Raw genomic sequence first — 14,919 nt, forward strand, 5'->3', positions numbered from 1 at the left:
AAAATTGACCACTTGCCACTGACTAAGAGCGCTTCTAACGAGTTACTTAGCTTAAAGACTTATTCAGTAACGGCTCGATAAATCGGGGTAAAACTCCAAAATTCCGAAGACTGAATCTGCTATTTCAGTCCCTATACTTTTATCGCTTTACAAAAGCAGCAACTTGCGTGACGATAAGAAAGAAATTAATAGTAAAAAATAATTCCCTATTACTATTATTACTTGTGTAAAAACTCGTAATGACAAGGCTTCAGTCAGTTTGAGTTGACTTCATAACCTTAAACCTTAGCTTGAAGTAAAAAAATGGCAACCTTTACAGTAAATAGTACCGGGGATGCAGATGATGGCAATCCGAATAATCATGTCACTACCTTACGAGAGGCTATTAACTTAGCTAATGCTACTGCTGGGGATGATACGATCGCCTTTGGGAAAATCTTTACTGATGCTACCCCAGATGTAATAACCCTCACCTCTGGAAAACTGACCATTACCGATGATGTTACTATCCTGGGAACTGGCGTATCCAAGCTTACGGTGAGTGGAAATAATACTTCTAGAGTCTTCGAGATATCGGGACTAGCAACAGGTGTTAGTATTGATGGTTTGGCGATCGCTAGCGGCGGTATTCAAGTCAATTCAAATTCCATCCTCAACCTGACAAGAAGCAGTGTTACTGGCAATACACAGGAAAGCGGCATCTCTAATAACGGCATCCTCAGTCTCACGGAAAGCAGCGTTTCTGGTAATACCAAAGGCGGAATCTATAACGGTGGCATCCTCAGCCTTAGAGAAAGTCGTGTCTTTGGCAATACAGGTGATTTAGGCGGTGGCATCTATAATGACGGTTCTAATGCAAACGTCGGTACTCTCAACCTCACAGCAAGTACTGTCTCTGGCAATACGGCAAACTATGGCGGCGGCATATACAATCAAGGCGGTACTCTCAACCTTATAGCAAGTACTGTCTCTGGCAATACGGCAAACTATAACGGTGGTGGTGTCGTTAACGCAGATGATGGTACTTATTTTGGTGGTTCAGCTACCCTAACTAACAGCACCATCTCAGGGAATACAGCCAATGACGAAGGCGGTGGCATCTTTGATTCGGGCAGCTACACAGGCGACAAACTCACTCTGATCAACACCACGATTACTAACAACACAGCTGACTCAGATAGCAATGGTGTTGGTAATGGTGGGGGTGTTGCCAGCTATGGTAGCCCCATGAAAGTAAGTAACACCATCGTTGCAGACAACTTTGACAAGTCCCTTGCCGATGATATACAACCTGACATATCCGGTAGTGTCACTGACTTTGGCAATAACTTGATTGGCGATGCCACTGGTAGTATTGGCTTTACCACCAGCACTCTCATTGGCACAACCGCTACTCCCATTGACCCAAAACTCGGTTCGCTGCAAAATAACGGTGGTGCAACTTTTACTCACGCCTTACTTGTAAATAGCCCTGCTCTTAATGCTGGCAATAATTCTCTAGTTCCTCCTGGTGTAACTACCGATCAAAGAAGCGCAGGATTTGACAGGATATCCGACGTTGCCGTTGATATTGGTGCTTATGAAGTCCAGCCTAGTATAATTACGCCACCTGATAATCCCAATCCCCTCGTCCCCACCATCAGCATCATCGCCACTGATAACATTGCTGATGAAAACAGTGGGAATACTGGTACTTACCGTGTTAGGCGTAGTAACAGCAGTGGGGCATTAACAGTCAACTTCTCTGCCAATGGTAATGCGAGTATTGCAGACTACAACCTAAGCGTGGGTGGCAAACCTGTCAACGGCAACAGTATCGTGATTGCTAATGGGCAAAGCTATGTAGATATCACTCTGAAACCTGTCAACGATATTCAGGCAGAAGCGGCGGAAAATCTGACTCTCAGCTTGGCAGCAGATTCGGCTTACCAAATCGATAATGTGAATTATACCGCCACAGTAGCGATCGCAGCCAATGATTTAGTCGTCACTAATACCAACGATTCTGGAGATGGGTCGTTGCGGCAAGCTATCCTCAATGCTAATGCTACTGCTGGGGTAGATATTATTACCTTTGCAGGAGTTTTTAGTGATGCCACTCCAGATATCATCACCCTCACTACCGGCAAACTAATAATTACCGATGATATTACCCTTTTGGGGACTGGGGCAGCAAACCTCACCGTAAGTGGAAATAATGCCTCTGGCGTGTTTGAGATATCAGGAACCGGGACAGATGCCAACATTGATGGCTTGAAGATTGCTAATGCTAATGATGCCTTTGGCGGTATTTTGCTTAACAACAATACTAGCCTTAGCTTGACAGGAAGCATCGTCTCTGACAACAAGGGAACGGTAGGCGGAATTTTTAACAAAGGTACTCTCAGCCTGACTAACAGCACTGTCTCTAATAACAGTGGGTCATCCTTTGGCGGAGGCATATTTAACAAAGGCAACCTCAGCCTGACTAACAGCATTGTCTCTGGAAATGGTGCATCTGTCAGTTACTCCTTAGCCTTCGGTGGTGGCATATTCAACATAGGTACTCTCAGCATCATAGGAAGCACTATCTCTGGTAATGGGGCTTACGCCAGTGGTCTGAATCGTTATGGGCCTGACCCTTTCCCCTCCTACGGTGGCGGCATCTTTAACTCTGGCAGTGTCAGCTTGAGTAATAGTACTATCTCTGGTAATTCAGCACTCTCTGGAGGTGGCATATCTAACTCAGGTATCTTGAACATCACCAGCAGTACTGTCTCTGGCAATAGGGCAAGTGGAGGGGACGGTGGCGGCATCTATAGCTCAGGCATCCTCAATCTGAACAGCACCACAATTACTAATAACACCGCAGAAGACCTTTACAACTGGGGGGGCGGCACTGGTGGAGGTGTTTCTGGTGGCGGGACTATTAAAGTTGGGAACACCATCATTGCAGGCAACTTCAACAACAGGAATCTTTATGGCGGTGATATCAACCCCGACGTTTCCGGCGATTTCATTGATGATGGCAATAACCTGATTGGTGATAACACTGGTAGCGCGGGTTTTTCTAGCAGCAGTATCGTTGGCAACAGCACCAACCCAATAGATCCCAAACTTAGCCCATTGCAAAATAACGGTGGTACAACCCTTAACCATGCCTTATATGAAGATAGTCCCGCCATTAACGCTGGTAACAATGCCCTGATTCCAGTAAATATTATCACTGACCAGCGTGGCATCGGATTTGACAGAATATCTGAGGGTAAAGTTGATATTGGTGCATTAGAGTTCAACGGTTTGATAGGAACTAGTGGCGCTGATAATCTAGTGGGCAACAACTACGTTGACATAATTTCTGCTAAAGCTGGGAACGACATTATTGCAGGTAATCAAGGCAACGATATCCTAACTGGTGGCGGTGGCAAGGATAAATTTGTTTACAACTTAGGCGACGGTGTTGATACCATTACCGATTTCGGTGGGTTAGGTAAAGGCTCAAATCCATCAGCAGCAATCATTGGCGAATTAGATACACTGAAATTCCAAGGTGCTGGATTAACTGCCCGAAATATGCTACTCACCCAGAATGGTAATAATCTGGAAGTTACTTTTGAAGGGGTGGCTAATGACAAAGTTATCCTGCAAAACTTTGCCTTAGAAAACCTAGACAACCTATCAACTCAGGGCAATATCCTGTTTGATGGGCAAACCAAAATTCGTGACAGTTTTGATGTCTTTAATGCTAATTCTACTCAAAGCACCATCTTCAACAAAAATACAGTCACCTTTCTTAATGACCTAAACAACAATATCAATAGCTTTGACAACTCAGCAGACGTTATTAATGGTCAAGGGGGAAATGACCGCATTGATGGCAAGAGTGGCAACGACCTACTACGGGGTGGTGAAGGTAACGACACCCTGCTTGGTAGTCTAGGTAATGATAGCCTTCTCGGTGGGGCTGGAAATGATAGCCTTCTCGGTGGTGCTGATAATGACATCCTTATTGGTGGTTTAGGTAGCGATACCTTGACTGGCGGGAGCGGTTATGACCAGTTCGTCTACCAAGCCTTGAGCGATTCCAATGATACAATCACTGACTTTGATCGCAGCCAGGATAAGTTAGTTCTTACTGGCCTGCTTAAGAGTGTGGGCTACACTGGTAGCAATCCCATCGGCGATGGCTACCTAAAGTTTGTGCAATCAAATACTTTAAATACACTGGTTCAAGTCCTTAATTATAATTATTTTGACACCATCGCTACTTTGAATAATTTCACAGCGACAAATCTAGTAGTTGGTGGTAATGTTTTTGTCTAGCACTCAGATTTAGCATAGTATGGCGGGAATACACTTTTACCGGACACCATAACTAGGGATTTCCGGTAAGTGTATTTAGAACCAAAACACTTGTATAGACGGCGATTTATCGCATCTCGAAAACCCAAAATTTTTGCCAGTAGCCTTTAACTGAAGCGTATTAGGCTATAAGGATCGTAATAAAAATACTAAAATTTTCTCTTCACTCCCCCTGCTTCCCCTCCTCTTTTCACGATGATCTCACTTTTTCGTGTTCCTCCCCCCTTAATGAAAAGCATTGAGAGACAAGGCTTATTAAGGCTACAAATTTACAAATACTTTTGAATAATTTATTTTTTCTAGTCCCTTACGACTCAATCAATACGAGTTTACGAACTTCAGAATTATTTCCCTGAGAGCGACGTGATGAGGCAGCAGTGAGCAAAAACTTCCAAGAATTAGGAGAAAATATAGATGGATCTATCATTGAAAAAAAGCTCTTGAGGTTTTTTTGCTTCAGTGATACTAAAATCCAATGGAGTTTCAGGTAATTTTTTATATCTTGAAAGCTGGGAATCTTTGAGCGATGTTGCTCATTTACCAAGGCATAAATTTTTTCTTTCATCAAAATATTTGTCGCCAACCGCCGAGATAAAGAAAACTTTTGATTATACGCACCAGGCCAAATAGTTCGGTATGCAAGACACTGGTTAAAGAAAATAGCATCTCCAAACTGAGCAATCCTAATCCACGAATCGATATCATCACAGTTAGCATCAAGTGTGGAGTCCCAACCACCAGTTTGCAGGAAAGCATCACGTCGGCAAGCCACTTGTACAGGTGTGCCAAAGGGTACAAGCTCTAAGAGCATACCGTAATGAATATCGGCTTGGGGGATATAAAAAGCTAAACCAGGGCCAACTTGCGGGGTACGACTAAGTTCAACTTCATTGCCATCCACCTGAGCGGCCACACAAGAACAGATTACAGCATCGGGATGAAGTGCGATCGCCTTAGCCATCTCTTCTATGCAGTTGGGAGCTAAATAATCGTCATCATCTAAAAACTTAATCCAGTCGCCGCTAGCTTTGGCAACTCCAGCATTTACCGTTGCTGCATGACCAAGGTTCACTTCATTCCGATGGTAAACAATCTTGTCCCCTAAGCTTTTGAGATATGTTTGGGTATCATCAGAAGAACAGTCATCGGCAACAACCACCTCACACTCAATGGTTTGGTTCCGAGCCGACTCAATTGCTCTTTGCAGCAAGTTCAAGCGATTATAGGTACTGATGACGACACTAAATTTCATAGATTTACACCTTTGGTACGGCATTTTGCAATATAGCTTCGATCTACCAAGTCTTGTCTCAGTAAAATTATCAATCTCCAATAAGTAGAAGTAGACTGAAATAGGATTATCGATTTATGATTGATGATCGTGGGTTTTTTTTAAGCAGACAGACAGAAAGACTATGAGCGCTCAAGAGATTATCCGCTCCATTGAAGCGGAACAGCTAAAATCAAATTTGCCCGACATTTATGTGGGCGACACCGTAAAAGTAGGAGTGAAAATTAAAGAAGGCGAAAAATACCGGGTACAACCCTACGAGGGAGTAGTGATTGCCAAACGCAATGGTGGCATCAACGAAACTATTACAGTCCGTAAGGTTTTTCAAGGTGTAGGCGTTGAGCGCGTATTTCTGTTGCATTCTCCCCGGATTGACAGCATCAAGGTATTACGTCGCGGTAAAGTCCGCCGTGCTAAACTGTATTATCTCCGCGATCGCGTAGGTAAGGCAACCCGGATTAAGCAACGGTTTGACCGCCCTTTGTAATTCGTGCTTCTTTTATTATGGGAGAAATCTCAAGCGGCATCTGCCGCTAACTTGTTTTCTCAACGAAATTGAAGTATGATAGAAATCGCGTGTTGCGTTAAACTAAAATTTAGTTCGGCGCAATAAGTGAATAAAAACAGCTTGTGCGCTCTTAGTTCAGTTGGTAGAACGCAGGTCTCCAAAACCTGATGTCGGGGGTTCAAGTCCTCCAGGGCGCGCTCAAGAGCAAAAAATAAAGCCCGAAATAATTACGCAACTGCTATATTAGCAGTTAGTGATAATAATTTCGGGTAAACTTATTGTATTTGCAGTTGTTTTGCTTTCAATTAAGTAAAATAGAGTCGAAACTGCAAAACTGGAAGAACAAATTTTAGATTTTAAATTTTAGATTTTGGTGAAGCAGCCCGGTCTTCTCTACGAAACACTTCGCTAAGGGGTTTTCCCCCATGAGTGACTGCTGAACCCGAAGGAGTTGACAAAAAATCAAAATAAATGCACAACCCAGAATCTGAAGTTAAGTACCTTTGCCTTAAGGTGTATGGTAAATCTAAAATCCAAAATCCAAAATTGAGTAAGAAACTGGGGGATAAAGGGTCGTGGCCAAAAAAAGTGAAGCAGAATTGCCAGAAAACACAAATGGTTTTAGCTTAGGCAACTTCATACAGGGAACCAAAGAAGAACTTGACAAAGTAGTTTGGCCCAGTCGGAAGCAGATAGTGAGCGAATCCGCTGCTGTGTTATTAATGGTGGCACTCTCCGCATCTTTGATATACTTGGTCGATGGATTGTTTGGTTGGGCAGCAAAACAGGTGTTCTGATGACTTTTGCAACAGACGAACCTCGCAACTCCACGTTGCAGTCGGAGGAAACAGGAGAAACAGCAGAAGCAGCGTCAAAAGAAGCACGCTGGTATGCTGTACAAGTAGCTTCAGGCTGTGAAAAGCGTGTAAAGACTAACTTGGAGCAACGCATTCAAACTTTTGATGTAGCTGACAAAATTATCCAGGTAGAAATTCCGCAAACGCCAGCGGTGAAAATCCGCAAAGATGGCAGTCGCCAGCATACAGAAGAAAAAGTTTTTCCTGGCTATGTGCTGGTGCGGATGATGATGGATGATGATACCTGGCAGGTGGTACGAAACACCTCTCATGTAATTAACTTTGTCGGTTCAGAACAAAAACGTGGTAGCAGCAAGGGCCGCGGTCATGTCCACCCCATACCACTGAGTGCTTCAGAAGTTGAACGCATATTCAAACAAACCAGCGAACAAGAAGCTGTTGTCAAAATTGACATGGCTACTGGTGATAAGATAATGGTGCTTTCTGGTCCATTTAAAGACTTTGAAGGCGAGGTAATTGAAGTGTCTCCAGAACGGAGTAAACTTAAAGCCTTGCTCTCAATTTTCGGCAGGGATACACCAGTAGAATTGGAATTTAATCAGGTAGAGAAACAGAGTTAAATACAAATGGCGAAGAAAGTAGTGGCGGTCATTAAACTGGCCCTGAATGCTGGAAAAGCCAATCCAGCACCACCAGTTGGGCCTGCCTTGGGTCAACATGGTGTTAACATCATGATGTTTTGCAAAGAGTACAACGCCAAAACAGCAGACCAAGCTGGAATGGTAATACCTGTAGAAATTTCGGTTTTTGAAGACCGGAGTTTTACATTTGTACTCAAAACGCCACCAGCATCAGTGCTGATTCGGAAGGCGGCGAAAGTTGAAAAAGGCTCGAATGAACCCAACAAAAAGAAGGTTGGTTCAATTACTAAAGCCCAATTGCAAGAAATCGCCCAAACGAAACTCCCCGACCTCAATGCCAACGACATCGACGCGGCAATGAAGATTGTGGCAGGAACGGCTAAGAATATGGGTATAACAGTCAAAGATTAGTCATTGGTCATTAGTCATTAGTCATTGGTCATTAGTAAAAAAATAGGAAATGACAAAGGACAGATGACAAAGGACAAAGGACAAATAAAAAATTATCGGGGGAGAGGCGAGGCTTCGGAATTACCCCAGGAGAAAAAAATGGCAAAAATATCGCGTCGTTTGCAGACGCTGCAAGCAAAAGTAGAAGATAAGGATTATCATCCTTTAGAAGCTTTAACCCTTCTCAAAGACACAGCAACAGCTAAATTTGTTGAAGCTGCCGAAGCCCATATCCGGTTGGGAATTGACCCCAAATATACAGACCAACAGTTGCGGACAACGGTAGCACTGCCTAAAGGTACAGGACAGATTGTTCGGGTGGCAGTAATAGCTAGAGGCGAAAAGGTAAACGAAGCCAGCAACGCTGGGGCTGATATAGTCGGGTCAGAAGAACTGATTGACGAAATCCAGAAAGGTAGAATGGATTTTGACAAGCTGATTGCTACACCAGATGTAATGCCACAGGTGGCAAAGCTAGGTAAGTTGCTAGGTCCCCGTGGTTTGATGCCATCGCCCAAAGGTGGAACCGTAACATTTGATATAGCAAGTGCGATCGCAGAATTCAAAGCTGGTAAATTAGAATTCCGAGCTGACAGAACTGGTATTGTTCATGTTATGTTTGGTAAGACAACCTTCTCGCCTGAAGATTTGTTAGTCAACCTGAAGGCATTGCAGGAGACGATTGACCGTAACCGTCCTTCAGGAGCTAAAGGTCGTTATTGGCGGACATTTTATGTGTCAGCCACAATGGGGCCATCGATTAAAATTGATGTCACTGCCCTACGAGATTTAAAACTGAGCGAAGTAGGTTAATTTTTAGTCATTAGTCATTTGTAAAAGCAAAAGACAAAGGATAAATGACTAATCACAAAATCGAATAGGCAAAGCCGGAGACAGCAGGTGCTAATAGCTTAAATACCCTGCCGAGGTTAAAACTCTAATTGTCAAAATTACCACCCCTAAAGGCGTGATAACTATGGCATCACGAGTCTTAATACTCAACCCCGGCTAAATTAGTCGGGGTTTGCTGTTTGGGTTCAGGTTTAAAAGAAACGTACAAGTAGGGCACTTCCCAGATTATTTTAAGGAGGTGAGATTGGAATGGGTAGAACACTAGAAAATAAAAAAGAAATAGTAGCTGACCTCAAAGAAACTTTGAGTGAGTCAACTCTGGCACTGGTAATTGACTATCAGGGGCTAACAGTTTCGGAAATCACAGACTTACGGCGGCGGCTACGTCCTAGTGGCACTGTTTGTAAGGTGACGAAGAATACCCTGATGGGCATTGCCATTGAAGGTGATGAGAAATGGCAGCCTTTGTCGGAATTGCTCAATGGTTCTTCCGCCTTTTTGCTGGTAAAAGATGATTTTTCCTCGGCAATTAAGGCATACCAAGAATTCCAAAAAGTTACCAAGAAGACAGAACTTCGTGGTGGTGTCCTGGAAGGTCGCCTACTCAAAGAACCTGATGTCAAATTACTAGGAGACTTGCCATCTAAGGAACAACTCATCGCGCAAATTGCTGGGGCTATCAACGCCTTGGCTACCAAGATTGCTGTGGGTATCAACGAAGTTCCTGGTTCACTAGCTCGTGCTTTGAAGGCTGTGGCCGACCAAGAACAAAGTGGCGGTAGCACCGAAACTGCTGCTGTACAAGATAGCAGCGCCCAAACCGCTACTGAAGATAATAGCAGTACTGAACCTGCTGCTGAATAAACTTTGTGGTTCATCAGTCAAGAGTCAAAAGTCTATAGTTAAAGACCAATGACCCCTGACAAATAAATAATCAAAATTACAGGAGTTATATCAATGTCTGCTGCAACCGATCAAATCTTAGAACAACTAAAAACCCTTTCTTTGTTGGAAGCTTCTGAGCTAGTCAAGCAAATTGAAGAAGCTTTTGGCGTAAGTGCTGCTGCACCTGTTGGCGGTATGATGATGATGGCTGGCCCTGGTGGTGCTGCTCCGGCTGAAGAAGCTGTTGAGCAAACCGAGTTTGAAGTGATTCTCGATTCAGTCCCAGCTGATAAGAAGATTGCTGTGCTGAAGATTGTCCGCGAATTGACCGGTTTGGGTCTGAAAGAAGCGAAGGACTTGGTAGAAGCTGCACCCAAGGCAGTTAAAGAAGGTATTGCTAAGGATGCTGCTGAAGATGCTAAGAAGCGCATCGAAGAAGCTGGCGGTAAGGTGACTATCAAGTAGTCACAATTTTATTAGCAATTTTTATATTAAGGAGTCTGAGTCAGGCTCCTTTTTTTATCGCAACAGAATTCAGGAGTCAGAATTGTAACCGAAAAATCATTAAAAATCTGCCAAGTGGACAAGATAATCTTAACTTAGCAGGCTGTTGATGCGATCGCGCTTCACATTCAAGGATACTAATAAATTTCTATTCCAATAAGGGTTAAGGATGTAAAACAATCATAATTTACACCCAAACTCCTAAATCCTAAATTTTATGCTTCTTCGGAATTTTCACTCTTACGTCCTGGGGATGCTTCGTAAAGTGCATCAAGATGTTGACGCGCATCTTCAACGTTAATCGAACGCATTACCAAAAGCGGCTCTTTAATTAAGTTACCCGCGCTGTCTAATAACTCTGGATGGGGTACAAACTGTTTTTTTGATGAATAATAACCGTATTTACCTTGATTATTTATTGGTGAGGAATTCGTTGGGTAAGTTCGCTCGCGATCAAAACTGAACATGATCAGGTTACGAATTAAGTTGCCAACAGCCATAAATGCAAGGATTGTAAAAGCAAGAATGTAAAGCAGGTGTAACATTAGATTTTCCTCCAGAACAGCAATTTTTAAAACTTTATTTTGTAACGCTTTGTTTCGCCGACACTGTGACTCACAGTTAAGATGACTATTTGACGCACTTTTGTGCGCTTACATTTATATGAAGCTATTTGTCAACCGTTATTTTACTTACGGTAGCATAGGATACATTATCTTGTTAATCCAAATAATGTTAAGAAATTGTTAAGCTTTTTGTACTATCTCTTTAATGACTGGTTTAGCATTTTGTCGTTAGACATTGCTAAATAGTCTGCGGAAATTTAACAGATGCTCCCATCTATTTAGACTTCACGCTCTTGACGAAAGCGCATTGCAACATTCCAGCATTCTGTTACTAATTGATGCCAAGGCATTAACGTTGCCATATCAATCCCGACTTGTTTATCGGTAGCAGCAAATAGCATTTTGGCTGTACTGAGTTCTTCTTGCGCTTGTTTAACACGTAAGAGCAAATCAGATTGTTCTTGGTCACTCATAAATGATAGCTGCTCAGTTTCGAGTAAATGGCGCGATCGCGTAAACCAATGCTGAAAATCTTCTAGTAGTGGTTCTAAAACCGTTTTCAGCAACTCAGTCCCTGGTAAATTTGAGTCTGACATAAATAAGAAGGATTTTTCCAACTTTCTTACTAATATTAACGTTATTTACGTTTCTTAATATTCTTTTTATTTATTATAATCTAATAACTTTGGTAAATGCAAAAAAATGTAACAAATAATACAGATTTTATTATATAGTCTTGCTATGTAGCCTGTACAGTTCCTTTGGAGAGACCGTATATATATATCGAATGGGGGAGTAGCTGACACCGAGTTGCAATTCATAAGATAATTTAGCGATGTCTACGACGGGCTACGCCTGGAATCCTGAATTTAGTAATCAGCTAACCGATCAAAAATTTATCTTTATCCCCGGCGAAAAATTAATTCGGTAGTTGGAAGATAAAGCTGAAAAAAGCAAAAACCAAAATCGTTATAGTTGAGTAAGCCTACAGATTCAGATAAATCACCTTTTGTAATCACTTCGCCAACGGTTCAGCAGCCAATGTCGCCAAATTCATCAAATCAATCACAACAGTCAGAACAAGTTGAAAAAATCTATTTACCGCGTACCAGCGAATCAGAGAACTTAAAAAAGATTCGTCACACTGCTTCCCATGTAATGGCAATGGCGGTACAAAAGCTGTTTCCCAAGGCGCAAGTTACAATCGGCCCTTGGATAGAAAACGGTTTTTACTATGACTTCGATAGTCCAGAACCATTTAGCGAAAATGATCTCAAAGCCATCAAAAAAGAGATGGCGAAGATTATCAATCGCAAATTGCCAGTAATTCGGGAAGAAGTCAGCCGGGAAGAAGCCGCACGCCGGATTCAGGAAATTAACGAACCTTACAAGCTAGAAATTCTGGGAGATATCAAACAGGAACCAATCACCATTTACCACCTAGGGAATGAATGGTGGGATTTGTGCGCGGGGCCTCATCTGGAAAATATCAGTGAATTAAACCCGAAAGCAATTGAATTAGAAAGCGTTGCGGGCGCTTATTGGCGTGGGGATGAAACTAAAGCCCAATTACAGCGCATCTACGCCACCGCTTGGGAAAGTCCAGAACAACTGGCTGAATATAAGCGGCGCAAAGAAGAAGCGCTACGGCGAGATCATCGCAAACTTGGGAAAGAACTGGGATTATTTATATTCTCTGATTTAGTAGGGCCGGGTTTACCTTTGTGGACACCAAAGGGTACTTTGTTGCGGAGTACCTTAGAAGACTTCCTGAAGCAAGAACAGGTAAAACGGGGTTATTTATCTGTAGTAACACCTCATATTGCCAGAGTAGATTTATTTAAAACCTCTGGACATTGGCAGAAATATAAAGAAGATATGTTCCCCTTAATGGCAGATGATCAGGAAGCTGCTGCACAGGAACAGGGCTTCGTTATGAAGCCAATGAACTGCCCCTTCCATATCCAAATATATAAGAGTGAGTTACGCTCTTATCGGGAACTACCGATGCGCCTGGCGGAATTTGGTACTGTTTACCGCTACGAACAATCAGGCGAATTGGGCGGTTTAACACGGGTGCGCGGTTTTACTGTAGATGATTCTCACCTGTTCGTTACTCCAGAACAGCTAGATAGCGAATTCCTCAGTGTGGTGGATTTGATTTTGTCGGTATTCAATAAGCTACAACTGAAGAACTTTAAAGCTAGACTCAGTTTCCGCGATCCTGCTAGCGATAAGTATATTGGTTCAGATGAAGTTTGGGACAAAGCCGAAGGTGCAATTCGCCGTGCGGTTGAAACCTTGGGGATGGAACACTTTGAAGGGATTGGAGAAGCGGCTTTTTATGGACCCAAACTTGACTTTATCTTTAGTGATGCCCTAGATCGGGAGTGGCAATTAGGAACTGTGCAGGTAGATTACAATTTGCCTGAACGCTTTGAGTTGGAATACGTCGCTGAAGATGGGGTTCGCAAACGTCCAGTGATGATTCACCGTGCGCCTTTTGGTTCGCTGGAAAGGTTAATTGGCATCTTAATTGAAGAGTATGCAGGTGATTTCCCTTTGTGGTTAGCGCCAGTGCAAGCTAGATTATTACCCGTGGGCGATACACAGCTAGACTTTGCGAAAGATGTGGTAGCGAAGATGAGAGCGTTGGGCATCCGTGCAGAAGTTGATACCAGTGGCGATCGCTTGGGTAAACAAATTCGCAATGCAGAGAAAGAAAAAATACCCGTGATGGCAGTGGTGGGAGCCAAGGAAGTGGAAACCAACACTTTGAGTATCCGTACCCGCGCCTCTGGAGAATTGGGAGTTATCCCTGTCGATGAAGTGGTGGATAAAATGAAGGATGCGATCGCTAAGTTCGAGAATTTCTAAAATCTAACCGCAGACGCACACTAATTATAATTGGTGTGCGTTTTTTTTCGTGGATTGTAGCATTGGCTAGCTGGTAGGTTTTGCAATTTATCGCTCATGTAGAGACGCGATTTATCGCGTCTTCAAAGACCAATTATCTACACCAATAACCTTTAACCCAAGCGTAGTGAGATATAAGGCAATATGCTTGGGTTAAGCGCCACTTGTACAAAATCGTGGGTTTTGAGACGCGATAAATCGCCGTCTCTACAAGTGTTTTGGTCTTATCTAAATTGTATTGGGTTTTGGTAAGGGTGCGATCGCGTTCTACTTGTAGGCTGAAACCCTAATTTTCTCGTTGACGGAGATCAAAGGTGTATTCATCCGGTTCAAATACTCATTTTAATTTTAACTTTTCATGGGATTTGAAAGGTCAAAAAGTATCACAGACAACAAAAGTTTTCTCAATCACCGCACCCAAGAAAACTTTCTGATTGATTGAAGACTGATAGCATAGATTTAAAGACTTGTGGAATCTGCTCTTCCTAAACAGACTGGACTTGCATAAATTAATGTCAATAATTTTTGACTAACATTATGAACCGCTTTACCTCTATTTTGCTGGCTGGCTTGATAGCATCTGCATCAGCTTTGGCTATTTCTCCAAAAGCTGAGGCTAATACACCAGCGTCTTATCTTATTGAGTTAGATAGCTACGGCTATCAACATAACAATGATGGTAACTACGAACGTCATAGTCGTCACTACAGAAATGGTGATTATGACCGCCAGAACGACCTTCGCAACATTCGTGACAATGATCGCCGATATGAACGCAATAACGATCGCCGCTTTGAACGCAATAACGATCGCCGATATGAACGCAATAACGATCGCCGCTTTGACCGCAATAACGATCACCGCTTTGACCGCAATAACGATCACCGCTTCGAGCGCAATAACAATCACCGCTTTGACCGCGATAACGATCACCGCTTTGAGCGCAATAACGATCGCCGATATGACCGCGACAATAACCTTCGTAACATTCGTGATAATAACTTTCGCTATGAGCGCGATCGCAACTGGGGTCGTGATTAATCCCTGTGCCTATCCCGGATTTCTCACAAACTCAGAAAAAACCGGAGCTTAAAACTGATAAAATGTATACATAGTAAGTATTTCAGCAGTTTGAACCGATGAATCG

The 14,919-nt window shown here is 42.9% G+C and carries 13 protein-coding genes, 1 tRNA gene and 1 other annotated feature; of the genes, 11 read left to right on the forward strand and 3 right to left on the reverse strand.

Annotated elements, in window-relative coordinates; genetic code table 11:
* The first annotated feature begins 303 nt into the window (after positions 1-303).
* Positions 304-4,302 (forward strand): beta strand repeat-containing protein, encoded by a 3,999-nt coding sequence (locus V7K69_RS10850; RefSeq protein WP_335034089.1) that lies wholly within the window; start codon positions 304-306, stop codon positions 4,300-4,302.
* A gap of 346 nt (positions 4,303-4,648) precedes the next feature.
* Here the strand turns inward: V7K69_RS10850 and V7K69_RS10855 are convergent, their stop codons facing one another.
* Positions 4,649-5,593: a glycosyltransferase family 2 protein gene (locus tag V7K69_RS10855; RefSeq protein WP_335034091.1), complete on the reverse strand. Its 945-nt coding sequence runs from the start codon at positions 5,591-5,593 to the stop codon at positions 4,649-4,651.
* A 163-nt stretch (positions 5,594-5,756) separates the two neighbouring features.
* Between V7K69_RS10855 and rplS the strand changes: the two genes are divergently transcribed.
* The 8 genes from rplS (at position 5,757) to rplL (ending at position 10,251) form a co-directional block, all read left to right on the forward strand.
* On the forward strand, positions 5,757-6,119 hold the full coding sequence (rplS, locus tag V7K69_RS10860) for a 50S ribosomal protein L19 (RefSeq protein ID WP_012412089.1): 363 nt from the start codon (positions 5,757-5,759) through the stop codon (positions 6,117-6,119).
* A 145-nt stretch (positions 6,120-6,264) separates the two neighbouring features.
* Positions 6,265-6,337, forward strand: a tRNA-Trp gene (locus V7K69_RS10865).
* A 378-nt stretch (positions 6,338-6,715) separates the two neighbouring features.
* Positions 6,716-6,937 (forward strand): preprotein translocase subunit SecE, encoded by a 222-nt coding sequence (gene secE / locus V7K69_RS10870; protein WP_012412090.1) that lies wholly within the window; start codon positions 6,716-6,718, stop codon positions 6,935-6,937.
* On the forward strand, positions 6,937-7,578 hold the full coding sequence (gene nusG, locus V7K69_RS10875; protein ID WP_094331820.1) for a transcription termination/antitermination protein NusG: 642 nt from the start codon (positions 6,937-6,939) through the stop codon (positions 7,576-7,578). The genes secE and nusG overlap by 1 nt, the downstream gene beginning before the upstream one ends.
* A gap of 6 nt (positions 7,579-7,584) precedes the next feature.
* Entirely contained in the window at positions 7,585-8,010 is a 426-nt protein-coding gene (gene rplK, locus V7K69_RS10880) for a 50S ribosomal protein L11 (RefSeq protein ID WP_012412092.1), read from the forward strand.
* 138 nt (positions 8,011-8,148) lie between these two features.
* Positions 8,149-8,862: a 50S ribosomal protein L1 gene (rplA, locus tag V7K69_RS10885; RefSeq protein WP_335034107.1), complete on the forward strand. Its 714-nt coding sequence runs from the start codon at positions 8,149-8,151 to the stop codon at positions 8,860-8,862.
* Positions 8,863-8,918: 56 nt separating this feature from the next.
* Positions 8,919-9,087, forward strand: a sequence feature (ribosomal protein L10 leader region).
* Between the two features lie 63 nt (positions 9,088-9,150).
* On the forward strand, positions 9,151-9,765 hold the full coding sequence (gene rplJ, locus V7K69_RS10890; protein ID WP_335034094.1) for a 50S ribosomal protein L10: 615 nt from the start codon (positions 9,151-9,153) through the stop codon (positions 9,763-9,765).
* Positions 9,766-9,858: 93 nt separating this feature from the next.
* Entirely contained in the window at positions 9,859-10,251 is a 393-nt protein-coding gene (gene rplL, locus V7K69_RS10895) for a 50S ribosomal protein L7/L12 (protein ID WP_012412095.1), read from the forward strand.
* Positions 10,252-10,505: 254 nt separating this feature from the next.
* Here the strand turns inward: rplL and V7K69_RS10900 are convergent, their stop codons facing one another.
* Positions 10,506-10,835, reverse strand: coding sequence for a DUF2973 domain-containing protein (locus tag V7K69_RS10900; protein WP_163932347.1), 330 nt, complete (start codon positions 10,833-10,835; stop codon positions 10,506-10,508).
* Between the two features lie 299 nt (positions 10,836-11,134).
* Positions 11,135-11,452 carry a DUF2605 domain-containing protein gene (locus V7K69_RS10905; RefSeq protein WP_012412097.1) on the reverse strand — a complete coding sequence of 106 codons (318 nt, stop codon included), beginning with the start codon at positions 11,450-11,452 and terminating at the stop codon, positions 11,135-11,137.
* 445 nt (positions 11,453-11,897) lie between these two features.
* On the opposite strand from V7K69_RS10905, the gene thrS reads away from it, so the two are divergent.
* Both thrS and V7K69_RS10915 read left to right on the forward strand, forming a co-directional pair.
* Complete coding sequence (gene thrS / locus V7K69_RS10910; protein ID WP_335034110.1) at positions 11,898-13,733, forward strand: threonine--tRNA ligase; 1,836 nt, start codon at positions 11,898-11,900, stop codon at positions 13,731-13,733.
* A gap of 576 nt (positions 13,734-14,309) precedes the next feature.
* The gene (locus V7K69_RS10915) at positions 14,310-14,813 is read left to right on the forward strand and encodes a hypothetical protein (RefSeq protein ID WP_335034098.1); all 504 of its coding nucleotides are present in this window, start codon (positions 14,310-14,312) and stop codon (positions 14,811-14,813) included.
* The last annotated feature ends 106 nt before the right edge of the window (positions 14,814-14,919 follow it).

It is taken from the genome of Nostoc sp. (genome assembly GCF_036917775.1).
In the GTDB taxonomy this organism is placed as follows: Bacteria; Cyanobacteriota; Cyanobacteriia; order Cyanobacteriales; family Nostocaceae; genus Nostoc.

Excerpts from the sequence above, each read along its gene's own strand:
- V7K69_RS10915 (WP_335034098.1), top strand. The coding sequence starts at position 14,310 with ATGAACCGCTTTACCTCTATTTTGCTGGCTGGCTTGATAGCATCTGCA.
- V7K69_RS10900 (WP_163932347.1), bottom strand. The coding sequence starts at position 10,835 with ATGTTACACCTGCTTTACATTCTTGCTTTTACAATCCTTGCATTTATG.
- nusG (WP_094331820.1), top strand. The coding sequence starts at position 6,937 with ATGACTTTTGCAACAGACGAACCTCGCAACTCCACGTTGCAGTCGGAG.
- rplA (WP_335034107.1), top strand. The coding sequence starts at position 8,149 with ATGGCAAAAATATCGCGTCGTTTGCAGACGCTGCAAGCAAAAGTAGAA.
- rplJ (WP_335034094.1), top strand. The coding sequence starts at position 9,151 with ATGGGTAGAACACTAGAAAATAAAAAAGAAATAGTAGCTGACCTCAAA.
- V7K69_RS10855 (WP_335034091.1), bottom strand. The coding sequence starts at position 5,593 with ATGAAATTTAGTGTCGTCATCAGTACCTATAATCGCTTGAACTTGCTG.
- rplS (WP_012412089.1), top strand. The coding sequence starts at position 5,757 with ATGAGCGCTCAAGAGATTATCCGCTCCATTGAAGCGGAACAGCTAAAA.
- V7K69_RS10850 (WP_335034089.1), top strand. The coding sequence starts at position 304 with ATGGCAACCTTTACAGTAAATAGTACCGGGGATGCAGATGATGGCAAT.
- thrS (WP_335034110.1), top strand. The coding sequence starts at position 11,898 with ATGTCGCCAAATTCATCAAATCAATCACAACAGTCAGAACAAGTTGAA.
- V7K69_RS10905 (WP_012412097.1), bottom strand. The coding sequence starts at position 11,452 with ATGTCAGACTCAAATTTACCAGGGACTGAGTTGCTGAAAACGGTTTTA.
- rplK (WP_012412092.1), top strand. The coding sequence starts at position 7,585 with ATGGCGAAGAAAGTAGTGGCGGTCATTAAACTGGCCCTGAATGCTGGA.
- rplL (WP_012412095.1), top strand. The coding sequence starts at position 9,859 with ATGTCTGCTGCAACCGATCAAATCTTAGAACAACTAAAAACCCTTTCT.